Below are 13,868 nucleotides of genomic sequence, written 5' to 3'. Positions count from 1 at the left end.
CGTGCCCGGTCCGAACCTTGGCCTCAGGATTTCTCGTCGGAATCCTCTTCAGGAGCCGAACTGCCATTGTTGAGGTCCGGCACATCGACATCCTCCAGCACCTCGTAGTCCCCGGCGTCGGCGTCGGCGACCTCGCCGACCACGCCGATGTCACCGGCGACGATGATATTGCCAGGGACGATGAGGTTGCCGTCGCTGTCGTAGGACGCCCGGGGCAGCTGGTCACCGGATTCGTCGTAGCCGGGCGCGGGCTTACGCTCATTCTCCTCCAACGCCTCGGGAGAGTGGGCCTTGTCCCACTGTCTGGTGATGGGCTCAGGTCGGGCGTGGTAGTCGTTGTGCATTCCCCGGAGGATCGAGTACATCATCACGAAGAACATCAGGAAGAACGGTAGACCGATGATGACCGCAATCTCCTGCAACGCCTCCATGCCGGCGTCCGGCGACATCACCAGGATCGCTGCGGCGACCGCGGCGATGGACACCGCCCAGAGCACACGCTGCCAGGTCGGGGTCACGTTCTCCTCACCGACGGCGAACATGTCCATGACCAACGCGGCCGAGTCGATGGAGGTGACGAAGAAAATTGCGGCGACCAGGAGAACGAGCGCACTGACGACGGTGGTCCATGGCATCGTCTCCAGGAGAATGAACAGCGAGGACGGCGCATCGCCATCCTCGACGACCGGTCCCGACAGGCTTCCCGGGTTCTCACGTTCAGCGTTGATCCCGGCGTAGCCGAAGATGGAGAACCAGATCAGGACGAACAGTGCGGGCAGAGCCAGGACACCGGCGACGAACTCGCGGACGGTGCGGCCCTTGGAGATGCGGGCCAGGAACATACCCATGAAGGGCGACCAGCAGATCGTCCACGCGTAGTAGAAGACGGTCCAGGTGCCCTGCCATCCTTCCGCGGAGATCTGGTCGGAGTCGGACCAGAACATCAGCTTCGGCAGCCATTCGGCGTACAGCGAGGCAGCGTCCATCGTGCCACGGAGCAGCAGCAGGGTCGGCCCGGCGATGAGGACGAAGAGCATCAGGCACACGGCCATGATCATGTTGATGTTGGAGAGGTTCTTGATTCCCTTGTCCAGGCCGACGGCCGCCGACCAGCATGACAGGGCGACGATCGCCACGATGATGCCGATCAGCAGCAGGGTCGAGGCGTCGATGCCGAACACCGTTCCCATACCGGACTGGATCTGGAGGGCACCGAGGCCGAAGGACACGGCGATGCCGAAGACGGTACCGATGATGGCGAGCGCGTCGATGAGCTTGCCGGGCCAGCCGTAGATGGCACCACCCAGGATCGGTGCGAAGGCGGAGGACAAGCGCGGCGGGAGGTTGCGCTTGTAGATGAAGTACCCGAGTGCGAGTCCCGGCAGGGCGAAGAGCACCCACATGTGGATGCCGAAGTGGTACATGGTGAAGCCCATGGCCTGGTCCACGGCCCCATGGGACATCGGTTCTTCGTTCTGCCACGGGACGTTGATCGCGTGGTTGAGGGGTTCAGCGACACCCCAGAACATCAGCACGGCGCCGAGACCACCGGCGAAGAGCATGGCGAACCAGCTGCCGAGGGAGTATTCGGGTTTCACGCCGTCCGGCCCCAGGCGCATGCGTCCGAAGTGGCTGATCGCCAGGCCCAGTAAGAAGAGCAGCGAGATGGTCACTCCGCCAATGTAGAGCCAGTTCAGGTTGGTCATCAGCCAGTTGGCGACCGAGCCGAAGCCGTCACGCGCCTGAGATGCAAAGACGACACAGACGAAGACGAAGACGATGATGAATCCCGCTGACACCCCCAGGATCAGCTTGTCTGGGCCTCTTTTCTTCACCTCCCCCCCAGGCGTCCCACTGCCTGCCGAAGACTCGGCGGCAGCCGGGGTGGTTGCGCTGTCGGGTGAAGAAGTCACAACGAATCCGATTCCTCCGGGGCCCCGGCGAATCGTGCAGCCAGTGCTCCCGGATTATTGAGGTCAGGTGGACAACATTGACCACAGTAGCGGAAACGACATCGTCGGCTCCCGGTTCCTGACAATGCTCCGCCAGGATTCCTGCAGGATTCCAGCAGTATTCCGGCGGTGTTCCGACGGTGTTTCATCAGGGTTCCAGCCGTCTACGGTGGAACACATGGATCAACGCCAGTTGCAGATCGGTGAACTCGCGGACGTGATCGAAGTGAGCACCCGGTCCCTGCGTCACTACGAAGAGCAGGGACTCCTGTTCCCTGTCCGGGGCGCCAACGGGTACCGGGTGTACGGCGAAACGGACATCGCGCGTGCGGAGAACATCAAGGGGCTTCTGGACGTCGGACTGGCCGTCTCCGATGTCCGTGGGTACCTGGAGGCGGGTTGCCTGGACGGTGCAGACGGCATGGACAGCGTAGGCGGCGCGGCCTGCGGGGCGGAGCTGGAGACGGTGAACACCCGGCTGCAGCGGTTGGACGACCTGATTAATCGGTTGTCCGCAACCCGCGACCAGTTGGCGGAGTATGCCGAGAAACTACGCCACTGACCTGCTCTTTCACCCCACCTTCTTGACCTTCACACTTGCGTGAAGGTTCTAGCCTCCGGGGCATGAGTTACACAACGACAACCAGGACCCCTACCCGCGCGGGTTGGCTGGTCTCCCTGATGTTGGTCACGTTCGTCATCGGGACGGACGACTTCATCATCGCGGGGATCCTCCCGGACATCGCCGATGATCTGGCGGTCAGCGAGGCCGCGGCCGGCCAGCTGGTGACCGTCTTCTCCATTACCTATGCTCTGGCCGCCCCTCCCCTTGCGGTCGCCACAGCCCGCCTCCCCCGCAAGCCGATGGTCGTCGGCGGACTGTCGGTGTTCGCCGCAGTGAATCTGGTGGCGGCGATTGCGCCGTCCTACGCGGTACTGATGGCGCTTCGGGTCGTGGCAGCATTGATCGCGGCGATGGTCAGCCCGGCGGTGTTCGGAATGGCCGCGCGGTTGGACGCCCCGGGCAGGGACGGCCGTGCCCTGGGCGTCGTCGCCGCCGGATTGACGGTCTCCTTGTTCATCGGGGTTCCGTTGGGCTCGTTGCTGGCGGATACCTTCGGCTGGCGCTCGACGTTCGTCGCGGTCGCCGGCTTCTCGATCCTGGTGGCACTGTCAAACGCCCGACTACTGCCCCGCCTGCCCGACGCCCCGGAAATCGGGGTGCGGGCGCAACTGCGGGTCCTGGGCCGTCCTGCGGTGCTGACCTCTGTGTTGGGGACGGTGATGGGTGCGTCCGGTGGCCTGCTGATCTACACCTACATCGTTCCGATCACCCGCTCGCTCAGCGGTCAGGAGGGTGCATGGCTGGCAGTGTTCATCGCGGTCGTGGGCGTGGCCGGCGCGGTGGGGACGTTCGTCGGCGGACGCCTCACCGACCTGTGGGGTGCGGACCGTACGTTGGTCTCGGCGTTCGCGTCGATGGCCGTTGCTGTTGTCGGTCTGGCGGTGGCAGGGCTGTCCACGGACTCCGCCCAGGTGTGGCTCGTGATCAGCCTCTCGGCCTTCTACGGTTTCGCCGGGTGGGGTTTCAATCCGCCGATGAACGCCCGGATCCTCCGGCTGGCGGGCGAGGCCGGAACGGAGGCGGTGGCTCTGAGCACCAGCGCACTCTATGTCGGTATTTCGATTGCGGGTGCGGTGGGTGGCTGGTCGGTGGCGAGCTTCGACGGCACCGGTACTGCTGTCGCCGCCGCTGTGATCTTCCTGGTCAGCCTGGCCGCGACGCTGATGATCGTGCGGCGGTTCCCGACATAAGGTGATGGCAAAGAGTGTGTTATCCCGGATGCCAGCAGGCTGGCACTGACAGCGCCGGTACGTGTCCGGACCGCACTATATAGTTCGACTCGGTGCGGCTCATCGTAGCCGCCCTCCTCGCTGCTGCGTGGACCCTTTGCTACCCGGTCACCCCGGGTCTGCTGTGAAGGGGTTCGTGTTGCCCGGGCGCGGGTCCACGTCTGATGGCGTGGGGCCATCACCGTTATGCGAAGGAGGTGGTTGTCTTGGTTGATTCACCCTCGGGTGAGGATCCCGACAACCGACCCGGTCGCGATAAAAAGTACCTCGCCGCCACCATCCTGATAGGGATCACCGTGGCAAGCAAGGTTACAAAGATCGTGACCGACATCCTCGGATGGTTCGGGTAGGAGCCTGAACCGAAGAGGTCGGGCACGTTGGTGCTCGGGTAACCCTGGCGGTGGACCAACACCGCCGGGGCTGTTTTATTCGCAGCGCCTCCGACCGGAGCCGAAAACTCTGACACCCATGAGAGTACACACCCTCTCCGACACTGTCACCGGACACAGTTGGCCCCCGGCTCCTGACGAACCGGGGGTCAACTGCTGACGTTTCAAGAGGAGAATGCTCAACTGCCGTATACGGTGTGTGTCCTTTCGACGACGTTCCTGTCCTATCACCTCACCCCGAGGTCCCGATCAAGGGTCAGCGTGACGAGCGCTGCGTTGGGTTCCTGTGACGATGAACCCTCCCTCGGAGGCGATAATTTCAATCTACGACCCGGTTGTTGGAGTTCCCTGGTAACGATCTGCGATGTCCGTCAAAGTGCCGTCACAGTTCAGTCAGGACGCCTCGCAGGTCAGCGTCCACCGCCGGCACCGCGGGAGGGGCAAGGAACGTCAGGAAACTTGATGTCAGCGCGTAGGACGCGGCAGTCCACTCCCCGTCGACCTCCGCGCCGAAGGCCCGGGAGGTGAAGCACTCGGCACTGTCCCCACTGCCGTCGCCGCTGATGATCAGTCCTGACATCATGGCCTCCAGTGTCGACGACATCAGCTCCAGGCTGGCGTCCTCCCCCAGTCCCGGCACCTGGACCTGGTAGCCGAGCGCGCGGGTGACCCGCGCGTAGGTGCGTCCGCGGTGGGCGGCGAAGGCGCGCTCGGCCTGCCGCAGCTCAGCGGTGAGCTCACCGCGTAGGTCCTCGTCCGGCAGCCCTTCACATGTCACCCGTAGCGCCAGGTAGTCACGCCACTGGTGGGACGCTGCGAGCCGGTGGTGGTCGGCCTCGGTGGCAATGCGCAGCGCCTCAACCACGGCGGTGCGTCCGGGGTCGTGGATCTCACCGCGCTCGGCGGCGGACACGACCTCGGTGACGGCGGTGCGGATCGCGGCGAGGGTGTCCTCGCTCTCCGGCACCAGGTCGGCCTCCCGGACGACCCGGACCAGTACTGCCCGGGCGAAGTCCTGCCGGTTGGGCCACCGCCGGTAACCGGTCGCCCGGGCGACCCCGGCATCGGCGATCGCCTCCTCCAGACTGATGCCGTCGAGGGCGACCGTCAGGCCATCACGGTGCAGCCTGGCCACGGCGGCGTCGACGATTCTCTCTTTCGCATCCCGGGCGCCCCCGGTCTCTCGACTGTTCATGGAGCCCATGTTAGCCTAGTTGATACACAGTGTCTCACCCTGGGTCTCTCAGTGGGGCATCCACCGCCACGGAAAGGAGAACACCATGAAATCCGTGATCATCACCGAAAGCTATTTCGGCAACACCGCCACCATCGCCGAGGAGCTCTCCGCCGGGCTCACCTCCGCCGGAGCCGAGGCCAGCGTCATCACCGCCGAGGAGGCCCTGGAAGCTCCTGCTGCCGGGACCGAAGGCACCGATCTGGTCATCCTCGCAGTCCCGACCCACAACATGGGACTGCCCACGGCGAAGACCCGTCAACAAGCCGCTGACAAGGGCGCCGGCACCGTAGCCACCGCCGGCATCCGCGAGTGGATCGACGCCGCGGCCGGCACCTCGGCCACCTCGGGCACCCGCATCATCGTCGTGTCCACCACCACCGGTGGTGCCATGGCCGGGTCCGCCGCCAAGGCAGCGGTGAAGGGGTTGAAGAAGAAGCGGGTCACCGCCACCCGTGGCGAGGACTTCACCGTGACGGACGTCCCCGGCCCCCTGGCAGCAGGCGAGAAAGAAAGGGCCCGCGCCTGGGCGCGGACCCTTCTCTGACTTGCCGACAACTACCGTCAGGCACCCACCTTCGGCAGGTGCTCGCGGGTGCCGTCGAAGGTGTTGAACAGCACCGGGGTGCCGTTGGACAGAGAGCCGACGATGTGGCGCTTTCCGTCACGACCGGCGATGTGCAGCGGCGACCCGGAGTCACCGGCGATCGCCGGGATCAATGCGGTGATCTCCTGGGACCGCACGTTGACGTCCAGCACCGGACCACAGGTCCGTCCGGTCATGGTGCCGTCCTTGCACACGATACGACCCACGAGGTTCTGGGACACCGGCACCGGCTCGCCCAGCGGCATCGAGTGGCCGCGCAGCGCATCATCGAGCAGCGGGATGCCGGTGTTGGCGGTGCTCGACACCGAGGACGCCTTGGCGGTCACGCTCTCGTCCAACCGGAACCAGCCGAAGTCGTCCAGCGGCGCATTCGGGTCGAACGGGGAGGCGGAGCCGCCGCTGACGTATCCGCCGGCGGCGATGTCCTCCTTGTCGGCCAGCAGCTGGCCGGACTCGGTGGTGACCTTCTCCGGGGTAGCACCCAATTCGGTGGGGTTCAGGCAGTGCCCGGCGGTCATCCCGTAGAAGTCCCCGTTCTTCTCCGTCACCGAGTTCAGCGTGCACAGTCCACCTGCGCCGTGCTCGTCGGTGACGATGATCCCCGCCCCGGCGTGGGTGGAGGTGGCCCCGGTTGCTGTCGGTGCCGCGACCGCACCACCGGCGACCACTGCCACAGCAACGGCACCGGCGGAGAGGACACGGTTGAAAGACTTACGGAACATACGACATGGTCCTTACTTGTACCTAGGGGACGATTATTCATACTCGGAAAACAAGGGGTACGGGCAGTCTAGCGTCTGACGGCCGATTCGTCCCGCTTCTTTCTGTAGCCTGTGTCACATGGACACCCCACCGGATGCCACTGAACTGACCTACCCGCGCAGCCTGGTCGGGGTGTCGACCTATATCCATCGTCTCGCTGACCTCCCGGAGCTGGCCGAGCGCCTGGAAACCTCCGGCTTCCACACCCTGTCGCGCACCGAGGTCATCGGCCACGGCCACGCGGACATGACGCGGGCGGTCGACAATCTGCTGACCGGACGCGCCCACCGTCGGGCTGGTGCCCTGCTGCGCCGTGACTCCTGCCTGATCGACGAGGAGCACCCGTTGACCTCCGGTGACACCGTCACCGTGGCCTTGGGCGTCGGAGTGTTCCGGCCCATGACCTCACCGTGCCTGGTGCTCAATGCCGGACGCAGCGACACCAGCGCTCTGCCGCTGGCGGACTCCTTCGAGTTGATCTACGGCACGCTGCCCGGGCACCTGGAATCCGGGGAGGAACGCTTCGCGGTCACCCTGGAGAACGACGGCACGGTGACCGCCACGGTCAGCGCCTTCTCCCGCCCCGCCCGGTTGCTCACCCGGATCGGCGGACCGGTGGCCCGTCTGGCCCAGCACCGGATGGCGACGCTCTACATCCGGGGGATGTCGGCCTCCCGGTAGGTCTCGAAACCGGTAGGTCTCGAGCTCAGTAGCCCCGCGACGGCTCGAACTCGGTGGGCATCCGCTCACCGGCGACGAAGGCCCGGTAGTTCTCGGTCACTGGTTCGGCGAGTTGCCTGTCCATCGACGCCCGGGTGTTGGCCGAGTGGGTGGTGATCGTGACATTGTCCATCGCCCACAGTGGGTGACCGTCCGGCAGCGGCTCCGGGTCGGTGACATCCAGCCCCGCTCCCCCGACCTGACCGGACTCCAGCGCGGCGACGAGGTCGTCGGTGACGATCACCGGACCGCGGGCGACGTTCACGATCGTCACCCCCGGCCGGCAGGACGCCAACAGCTTCGTGTCGAACAGTCCCCGGGTGTCGTCGGTGAGCGGCAGGGCGATGATGACGTGGTCGGCGACGGCGAGGACGTCCTCGAGCCGGTCGACGGTGACCGTCTCACGCGCGCCCTCGACCGGCCGTCCGCTGCGGTTGACGGCGAGGACCTCGGCCCCGAACGGTGCCAGCATCGCCGACAGGTGGTGGCCGATGCCACCGGCACCGACGACGGCGACGGTGGAGCCCGCCAGCCAACGGGTCTGCTCGTCGATCTCCTCCCAGATGCTCCACGACGCGGCCTGTGCGATGCGCTTGTGCAGGTGGGTCACCGAGAGCAGCAGGCCCATCGCACTCTCGGCGACCTGGCGTCCGTACATACCGGCGGCATTCGTCCAGCGTCGGGTGCCGGACACTCCAGCGGTGACGATCCCGGCGTCGAAGTAGGCTTCGATGCCGGCCTGGCAGAGCTGGACCCACCGCACCCGCTCAGGCAGTTCGGGGAATTTCTCGGGTGAGACGCCGTGGGCGATCACCGCGTCTGCCTCGTCGAGGTTCTCGACGATGGCGGCGCCGGCGTCCTGCAGGGCGGCCTGGGTCTGCGGCAGCGGGTGGCCGGCGAAGTAGACGTTCGCGGAAGCTGAAGAATCTGTGGTGTTCATGTGCTCCTTGATACCCGGATCAGTCTCCCAGGCGCACTGCGAACATTTCTACCGGCCGTTCCTGAACTGTTCAGTCAGCCGCTCGAGCTCGTCGAGGCCCTCGTTGAGGCGCTCTTCGATGTCGGTGCCGTCCGGGAGTTCGGACGGCAGGTCAGGCAGCTCCGACGGGATCTCCCAGTCGTTGGGTAGGTCGCCGTCGTCCGGGTTGGAGTCAGGGTTGGTGTCCGGATTGGTGTCCGTATCAGGTTCCGGATCGTTCTCTGTGGTGGTCACCGGTGCCGGCGCCGGGGAGTCGTCGTCGCCACCCAACAGGTTGACCGCCAGGAGCACCACCGCGATCAGGGCGGCGATGACCAGCACCACGACGATGATCAGCCCGGTGCGCCCCTTCTTCGGCGGGTTCGGTTGGTTCTGCTGCGGTGCCGCACCGAACTGAGGCTCGGCGTACTGGTCCTGGTACGGGGGCTGCCCCTGATACTGGTCCTGGTACTGGTCCTGGTAGTAGGGCTCCCCCTGCTGCTGGTACGGGTCCTGGGGCTGGCCCGGATTCTGGCCCGGGTACGGACCGAGGTACTGGGTCTGGTCCTCCTGCCGCTGGTACTGCGGCGGCTGCGGCTTGTCTCCCCCGACACCGGGGAACACCTCGGTGGGGTCCTCGTCGGGGTTCCCCCATTGGTTGTTCGTGTTCATTGACACGTCCTTTCCTTGCTGCGATGGGCGTGAACTTTACAGCACCACGGCCCCCCACATATCCACCCGAGGGGCGGGCCGTGTTCGTGACCACGGCCTCCACCCACTATGATCAGGGACGAACTCGATGCGACTGACGAGATTGTGACGACCCCAGGAGAACATGAGATGACCCGCACCCGCCGGACCACCGCACTGATCGCCGCCGCTGCCCTGGCACTCGGCGTGACCGCCTGCAGCCCTCCCAACGAGAAGGAAAGCGACAACACCACCGTCGTCACCGAGGTCACCCCCGACCCGGGCTACGAGGGTGCCGGCAAGGCCACCACCTCCGGCGAGGCTGAGGCCGATGACGGGGCCGAGGCCACCGACGAGAACGGCGCCCCCATCACTGAGGGCGCTGAGGGCGCTGCAGTCGACGGTACCGGGGTCGCCGAGGGCACGACCGCAGTCGAGGGCGGCGAGCCGGCCGAGGCACCCGCCCAGTAACAACTGGACGACGACCCTCTAGACGGGGTCGAACAGGATGTCCTGTACCCGGGCCTGCGACACTGGTCGCAGGCCCCAGGCGTCTACGCCGACGTCGACCATTCCGGGGCCCGTCACCGGCGTCGGGGAATGCAGGTGGCCGTGCACCAGCAGGGGGACGTTGAGGCGCACGTCGTCATGGCGCGAGGACATGTCGTCGTGGTCGAGGCCGGGCCGGGGGAAGTGACTGAGCCACAGTTCCTGTTTGCGCCACACCATGCGCTGATAGGCCTGCACTGAGGCGAAGGCCTGCAGGTAGTCACGCTGGCGTTGGTGGGCCCGGCGGTGCAGGGGGTGGCAGCTGTCGTGGTTTCCCGCCACCAGGTGGGCGGTGACCCCGGCGGTGTCGAAGAGCTCGGCGAGCAGCCCGATGGCCCGGTCCTCGTGCTCCCGCGGCCCACAGCTGATGTCGCCGAGGACCCACACCGCGTCACCGGGACGCAGCGCCGAGCCGAGGTTGTCCAGGATCACCTGGTCATGCTCCTCGGTGTCGTCGAATCCGCGCAGGTCGGACACGAACCGGTGTCCCAGGTGTAGGTCACTGGTGAACCACTGCTGCCCCATGGCACCGCTTTCTGATGTTCAGGCGGGTCGGACGTCTGACTGTCACCCATCCTAGCCGCCACTGCAGCCGTCCTCGGACGCCCCCGCTGTCGGTGGCGGGGTCGCGGTACCCTGTCTGGCATGACGACATCCGCTGTCCCTGGATCTTCAGGACCACTGATCCGCCGCGCGACCACGACGGATGTCGGCGATATCCAGGCGCTGGAGCGCCGTGCGGGTGCGCCGTTCAGGGACATCGGTCTGGACGCCATCGCCGACGACGATCCACCCGGTGACGACGACCTTTCCGCCGCCATCGGAGACGGGAAGATCCACGTCGTGGACGCCCCGACCACCTCCCGGGACCGACCACGTCTCGCTGCCTGGTTGTGGCTCGGGCAGGCGGACGGCGACCTGTTGATCGAACAGGTCTCGGCGGACCCCGCCTTCCGCGGCCAGCGGATAGGCACCCGGCTGGTGGAGTACGCCGTCGCGCTTGCCCGCGAAACCGGTGTCCCGGGGGTGTGCCTCACGACCTTCTCCGAGGTGCCGTGGAATGGTCCGCTGTACCGGCGTCTCGGCTTCGTCGAAGTACCGCCGACCGAGCTCGGTGATGACCTCCGCCGGATCCGGGTGGCAGAGGGGGCCGCCGGTCTGGATGTCTCCCCGCGGATCGCTATGCGACGCCCCGTAGACGTCTAGGTTCGGGATCATGAGGTATCCACCACGACCTGCATTCAGGGTCGCCGCTGCCGTCGCCACCGTCAGCGCTCTCGCCCTGTCCGCCTGCGGAACCGAGGATGATCCCGACGGTTCCGCCGACCCCACCGCCGCTGCTCCCCCGTCCGAGACCGTCACCGTCACCGAGGAGGTCCAGGTCGAGGAACCGGCAGGTGAGGACGACGCCGACTGCGAGGTCGATCCGGAGTCCGCGGTCATCACCGACGGTATCGACAATCTTCCGCCGCCGGGACTGGCGGACTCGACGTGGGTCTACAAGGGTGACTTGAACTTCAACGTCTGCGACGACCTCACCTACGCCACCGTTGAGCAGGACCCGCAGGGGAACGCCCAGTTCGAGAACAAGCCCATGCTCTTCCACCAGGGCGGGTACTCCGGTTTCCCGCAGGCCGACGCTCCCCAGCAGCACACGGTGGTCGACACCACCGAGGACTCCGTCACCGTCGAGTTCAAGGACTGGGAGGCCCTGGATGAGGCAGGTGGGGCGAATGTCGAGGCCCCGAACTACACCGAGGAGGTCACCTTCCGCTGGGTGGACGGCACGGTGGTCACTGAGGGACGTATCCCCAACGAGCCCTAGAAGCTGGCCCTGGAACTGCTCACTCGATCCCCTGCACCGGAAGCCCGTTGTCCCTACCCCACTGCGTCCACTGCGTGACCGTCTTCGTGGCGAAGAATTCGGTGAGGGCATCGGCGGTGACGTCCTCGAACTCGGGCACCCCCAGTGCCTGGGCCAGGCCGAGGACGAAGTGCGGCTCAATGGCCGCAACCGCAACGAAACCGTCGGCCGCAGGATAGACACCGTAGGTCGGCATGGCTCCACCCAGCGCGGTGCCCGCACCGCTGAGTCCGAAACGCACCGAGGCGGCCATGTCCTCCACGACGTCGGCCAGGGCGACTTCACGGTATCCACCTCGCCCGCTCCGGGCCGCCTGGAACAGCAGGGCAACCGCATCCGCCACAGATCGCTCGGCACCTCCCAGGTCCGCCACCGGCAGCATCGGCAGCTCCGGGGGTTTCCCCAGCGTGCCAGCGACCGCCTGGTAGGTCAGATCGTGGCCGGGCACGTCGGCGTCCTCGCCGCCGTGGCCCACGATCGCCACCTGCGACAACGTCGGAAAAGCCGAGTGGAGTGTCTCCCACCCCAGCCCGAGGCGTTCCAGCGCCGCCGGACGGTGCGAGGTCAGCAGCAGGTCGGCATCGGCCAGCAGCGCGTCCAACTCGGCCCGTCCTGCCGGGTCCTTCAGGTCCAGGGTCACCACAGTCTGCCCGGCCGACAACCACTGGTAGTAGTCGGATGCGGCGAGACTCAGCATGTCCCCCGACGGCGGCTCCACCTTCGTCACCGAGGCACCCAACGACACCAGCCTCCGTGCGGCAGCCGGCCCCGGCAGGTTCCCCGCCAGGCTGACGACCTGGACACCCTCCAACGGCAACGATGTCATCAGGCGGCCCCGGTGGTGGTCGTGTCGGGCAGGAACGCGGCACCGACCATGGCAACGGCGAAGGCACCGACCATGATCAGCCACACCGTCTTCCACCGACGTTCCGGGATCTCCGGCAGTGCCTCGGGCCGGGAGAACAGTTCCTTCTCGTCGGCGGCGAGCATCTCCCAGTTGGCCTGGTAGTCCCGGTTCGCCACCATCCAGTTGGTGACCAGCTTCGAGTCACGCCGGTTGCACAGCAACCAGTACCCGCCCGGGACGATACACAGGGTCCCCAACCCGATGCTCATCAGGATATCGCCCACCAGACTCTCCCACGAAGCAGTGAACACACTGGTCAACATGATGATGCCGACACCGAGAGACACCCAGGCGGCGACCTTCTTCCCGGCCGTCGGGCGGTAGAGGCGCAGCCGCATCGCGGGGTCCACGGCGGCCGGGTTGACGAAGGAGGACATGTCGTCCTGGTACGGGCTCATGGTCAAGAGATTACGTCATGGAACGGACAGGAAACCTCTCCTTACGCCCATTCGTTCGAACACGTAGCATCGACCCCATGCTCATCCACGGTTTCACCCGCTACGGCGGCCCGGAGGTCGCCGGCCTCCTGGACGTGCCCGACGCTGAGTTGCCCGGCGATTCCACCACCGCAGTGCTGGTCGAGATGCTGGCCACCACGGTCAACCCCGCCGACATCAAGGTGCGCCAGGGCGGGCGCATCGGCAAGGTCGAGGTCGCCTTCCCCATGGCGATGGGACGCGAAGCCGCCGGACGTGTCCTCGCCGCCTCCTCCGGCACCGGATTCGAGGTCGGTGACCTGGTCGTCGGCGGCACGCTGGCGGGCACCGGGAGTTACGCCGAACGGGTCCTGCTGGACGCCACCCAGACCACACGGGTTCCGGACGGTGTCTCCCCCGAACAGGCTGCGTGCGTCCCGGTCGCCCTCGGCACTGCGTGGGACGGCCTCCATGAACTGCGGGACGCTGGCCTGCCGGACGGTGGCACGGTCGTCGTCCCCGGTGCCGGTGGCGGAGTCGGTCACGCCGCGGTGCAGTTGGGACGCCACCTGGGCCTTCAGGTCGTCGGGGTCGCCTCGGAGTCCAAACGCGAGCTGGTCACCGAACTGGGCGCGACGTTCGTGGCCTCAGGTGAGGGGTGGGTGGACCGGGTCGCGGACGCTGATGCCATCCTCGACACCGTCGGACCACCGGTACTCGAGGAAGTCACCGCCCGGTTTGCCGAAGCTCCCGTGCGCAGTACCGCCGGTGGGCCTCCGGTGACCCGGCGTCGTTCGGGGCCGGTTTTCGCCGAGATCCTCACGCTGATCGCCGCCGGCCATGTCCGCCCCCACATCAGTGCCGTCCACCACTTGTCGGATGCTGCGGCAGCGGTCACAACCGTCGAGGACGGCCACACCGCCGGGAAGGTCGTCATCGTCACCTGAGGTTCACCGTGCATACCGC

General features: G+C 66.5%; 17 protein-coding genes. 9 read left to right on the top strand and 8 right to left on the bottom strand.

Annotated elements, in window-relative coordinates:
• Positions 1 to 23 precede the first annotated feature (23 nt).
• Positions 24 to 1,835, bottom strand: a complete 1,812-nt coding sequence (locus tag ACTXPP_RS06390; RefSeq protein ID WP_443341449.1) for a BCCT family transporter — start codon at positions 1,833 to 1,835, stop codon at positions 24 to 26.
• Positions 1,836 to 2,130: 295 nt separating this feature from the next.
• On the opposite strand from ACTXPP_RS06390, the gene ACTXPP_RS06385 reads away from it, so the two are divergent.
• From ACTXPP_RS06385 to ACTXPP_RS06375, 3 genes are all read left to right on the top strand, one after another.
• Positions 2,131 to 2,514, top strand: a complete 384-nt coding sequence (locus tag ACTXPP_RS06385) for a MerR family transcriptional regulator (RefSeq protein ID WP_443341370.1) — start codon at positions 2,131 to 2,133, stop codon at positions 2,512 to 2,514.
• A gap of 62 nt (positions 2,515 to 2,576) precedes the next feature.
• Complete coding sequence (locus tag ACTXPP_RS06380) at positions 2,577 to 3,767, top strand: MFS transporter (protein ID WP_301494800.1); 1,191 nt, start codon at positions 2,577 to 2,579, stop codon at positions 3,765 to 3,767.
• A gap of 245 nt (positions 3,768 to 4,012) precedes the next feature.
• Positions 4,013 to 4,156: a hypothetical protein gene (locus tag ACTXPP_RS06375; RefSeq protein WP_301524595.1), complete on the top strand. Its 144-nt coding sequence runs from the start codon at positions 4,013 to 4,015 to the stop codon at positions 4,154 to 4,156.
• 421 nt (positions 4,157 to 4,577) lie between these two features.
• On the opposite strand, the gene ACTXPP_RS06370 is transcribed toward ACTXPP_RS06375, so the two are convergent.
• Positions 4,578 to 5,390 carry a TetR/AcrR family transcriptional regulator gene (locus ACTXPP_RS06370; RefSeq protein ID WP_443341369.1) on the bottom strand — a complete coding sequence of 271 codons (813 nt, stop codon included), beginning with the start codon at positions 5,388 to 5,390 and terminating at the stop codon, positions 4,578 to 4,580.
• An 85-nt stretch (positions 5,391 to 5,475) separates the two neighbouring features.
• Between ACTXPP_RS06370 and ACTXPP_RS06365 the strand changes: the two genes are divergently transcribed.
• Positions 5,476 to 5,976, top strand: a complete 501-nt coding sequence (locus ACTXPP_RS06365; protein ID WP_301494797.1) for a flavodoxin domain-containing protein — start codon at positions 5,476 to 5,478, stop codon at positions 5,974 to 5,976.
• A gap of 17 nt (positions 5,977 to 5,993) precedes the next feature.
• Here ACTXPP_RS06365 and ACTXPP_RS06360 read toward each other — a convergent pair whose 3' ends face one another.
• Positions 5,994 to 6,758 carry a chymotrypsin family serine protease gene (locus ACTXPP_RS06360; RefSeq protein WP_301494795.1) on the bottom strand — a complete coding sequence of 255 codons (765 nt, stop codon included), beginning with the start codon at positions 6,756 to 6,758 and terminating at the stop codon, positions 5,994 to 5,996.
• 118 nt (positions 6,759 to 6,876) lie between these two features.
• On the opposite strand from ACTXPP_RS06360, the gene ACTXPP_RS06355 reads away from it, so the two are divergent.
• Entirely contained in the window at positions 6,877 to 7,479 is a 603-nt protein-coding gene (locus ACTXPP_RS06355; RefSeq protein WP_443341366.1) for a DUF1990 domain-containing protein, read from the top strand.
• A 25-nt stretch (positions 7,480 to 7,504) separates the two neighbouring features.
• Here ACTXPP_RS06355 and ACTXPP_RS06350 read toward each other — a convergent pair whose 3' ends face one another.
• Together ACTXPP_RS06350 and ACTXPP_RS06345 are read right to left on the bottom strand one after the other, a co-directional pair.
• On the bottom strand, positions 7,505 to 8,458 hold the full coding sequence (locus ACTXPP_RS06350; RefSeq protein ID WP_301494792.1) for a D-isomer specific 2-hydroxyacid dehydrogenase family protein: 954 nt from the start codon (positions 8,456 to 8,458) through the stop codon (positions 7,505 to 7,507).
• 48 nt (positions 8,459 to 8,506) lie between these two features.
• Positions 8,507 to 9,148: a hypothetical protein gene (locus ACTXPP_RS06345; protein ID WP_301494790.1), complete on the bottom strand. Its 642-nt coding sequence runs from the start codon at positions 9,146 to 9,148 to the stop codon at positions 8,507 to 8,509.
• 168 nt (positions 9,149 to 9,316) lie between these two features.
• Between ACTXPP_RS06345 and ACTXPP_RS06340 the strand changes: the two genes are divergently transcribed.
• Positions 9,317 to 9,637: a hypothetical protein gene (locus tag ACTXPP_RS06340; RefSeq protein WP_443341365.1), complete on the top strand. Its 321-nt coding sequence runs from the start codon at positions 9,317 to 9,319 to the stop codon at positions 9,635 to 9,637.
• Positions 9,638 to 9,655: 18 nt separating this feature from the next.
• On the opposite strand, the gene ACTXPP_RS06335 is transcribed toward ACTXPP_RS06340, so the two are convergent.
• Positions 9,656 to 10,240 (bottom strand): metallophosphoesterase family protein, encoded by a 585-nt coding sequence (locus ACTXPP_RS06335; RefSeq protein WP_301494787.1) that lies wholly within the window; start codon positions 10,238 to 10,240, stop codon positions 9,656 to 9,658.
• 120 nt (positions 10,241 to 10,360) lie between these two features.
• Between ACTXPP_RS06335 and ACTXPP_RS06330 the strand changes: the two genes are divergently transcribed.
• Positions 10,361 to 10,921, top strand: a complete 561-nt coding sequence (locus ACTXPP_RS06330; RefSeq protein ID WP_301494785.1) for a GNAT family N-acetyltransferase — start codon at positions 10,361 to 10,363, stop codon at positions 10,919 to 10,921.
• 10 nt (positions 10,922 to 10,931) lie between these two features.
• A complete protein-coding gene (locus ACTXPP_RS06325) occupies positions 10,932 to 11,540 on the top strand; it encodes an LppP/LprE family lipoprotein (RefSeq protein ID WP_301494783.1) in 609 nt (202 codons plus the stop codon).
• A gap of 19 nt (positions 11,541 to 11,559) precedes the next feature.
• On the opposite strand, the gene ACTXPP_RS06320 is transcribed toward ACTXPP_RS06325, so the two are convergent.
• Together ACTXPP_RS06320 and ACTXPP_RS06315 are read right to left on the bottom strand one after the other, a co-directional pair.
• A complete protein-coding gene (locus ACTXPP_RS06320) occupies positions 11,560 to 12,405 on the bottom strand; it encodes a CoA transferase (RefSeq protein WP_301494782.1) in 846 nt (281 codons plus the stop codon).
• A complete protein-coding gene (locus ACTXPP_RS06315; RefSeq protein ID WP_301524593.1) occupies positions 12,405 to 12,884 on the bottom strand; it encodes a hypothetical protein in 480 nt (159 codons plus the stop codon). Before ACTXPP_RS06315 ends, ACTXPP_RS06320 begins: the two co-directional genes overlap by 1 nt.
• 77 nt (positions 12,885 to 12,961) lie before the next feature.
• On the opposite strand from ACTXPP_RS06315, the gene ACTXPP_RS06310 reads away from it, so the two are divergent.
• Positions 12,962 to 13,849, top strand: a complete 888-nt coding sequence (locus ACTXPP_RS06310) for a quinone oxidoreductase family protein (protein ID WP_301494779.1) — start codon at positions 12,962 to 12,964, stop codon at positions 13,847 to 13,849.
• Positions 13,850 to 13,868: the final 19 nt, after the last annotated feature.

It is taken from the genome of Candidatus Corynebacterium faecigallinarum (genome assembly GCF_052264515.1).
Taxonomy (GTDB): Bacteria; Actinomycetota; Actinomycetes; order Mycobacteriales; family Mycobacteriaceae; genus Corynebacterium; species Corynebacterium faecigallinarum.
This window is presented reverse-complemented; position numbering and strand designations above follow the sequence as displayed.

Excerpts from the sequence above, each read along its gene's own strand:
- ACTXPP_RS06385 (WP_443341370.1), top strand. The coding sequence starts at position 2,131 with ATGGATCAACGCCAGTTGCAGATCGGTGAACTCGCGGACGTGATCGAA.
- ACTXPP_RS06380 (WP_301494800.1), top strand. The coding sequence starts at position 2,577 with ATGAGTTACACAACGACAACCAGGACCCCTACCCGCGCGGGTTGGCTG.
- ACTXPP_RS06370 (WP_443341369.1), bottom strand. The coding sequence starts at position 5,390 with ATGAACAGTCGAGAGACCGGGGGCGCCCGGGATGCGAAAGAGAGAATC.
- ACTXPP_RS06365 (WP_301494797.1), top strand. The coding sequence starts at position 5,476 with ATGAAATCCGTGATCATCACCGAAAGCTATTTCGGCAACACCGCCACC.
- ACTXPP_RS06360 (WP_301494795.1), bottom strand. The coding sequence starts at position 6,758 with ATGTTCCGTAAGTCTTTCAACCGTGTCCTCTCCGCCGGTGCCGTTGCT.
- ACTXPP_RS06355 (WP_443341366.1), top strand. The coding sequence starts at position 6,877 with ATGGACACCCCACCGGATGCCACTGAACTGACCTACCCGCGCAGCCTG.
- ACTXPP_RS06350 (WP_301494792.1), bottom strand. The coding sequence starts at position 8,458 with ATGAACACCACAGATTCTTCAGCTTCCGCGAACGTCTACTTCGCCGGC.
- ACTXPP_RS06345 (WP_301494790.1), bottom strand. The coding sequence starts at position 9,148 with ATGAACACGAACAACCAATGGGGGAACCCCGACGAGGACCCCACCGAG.
- ACTXPP_RS06340 (WP_443341365.1), top strand. The coding sequence starts at position 9,317 with ATGACCCGCACCCGCCGGACCACCGCACTGATCGCCGCCGCTGCCCTG.
- ACTXPP_RS06335 (WP_301494787.1), bottom strand. The coding sequence starts at position 10,240 with ATGGGGCAGCAGTGGTTCACCAGTGACCTACACCTGGGACACCGGTTC.
- ACTXPP_RS06330 (WP_301494785.1), top strand. The coding sequence starts at position 10,361 with ATGACGACATCCGCTGTCCCTGGATCTTCAGGACCACTGATCCGCCGC.
- ACTXPP_RS06325 (WP_301494783.1), top strand. The coding sequence starts at position 10,932 with ATGAGGTATCCACCACGACCTGCATTCAGGGTCGCCGCTGCCGTCGCC.
- ACTXPP_RS06320 (WP_301494782.1), bottom strand. The coding sequence starts at position 12,405 with ATGACATCGTTGCCGTTGGAGGGTGTCCAGGTCGTCAGCCTGGCGGGG.
- ACTXPP_RS06315 (WP_301524593.1), bottom strand. The coding sequence starts at position 12,884 with ATGAGCCCGTACCAGGACGACATGTCCTCCTTCGTCAACCCGGCCGCC.
- ACTXPP_RS06310 (WP_301494779.1), top strand. The coding sequence starts at position 12,962 with ATGCTCATCCACGGTTTCACCCGCTACGGCGGCCCGGAGGTCGCCGGC.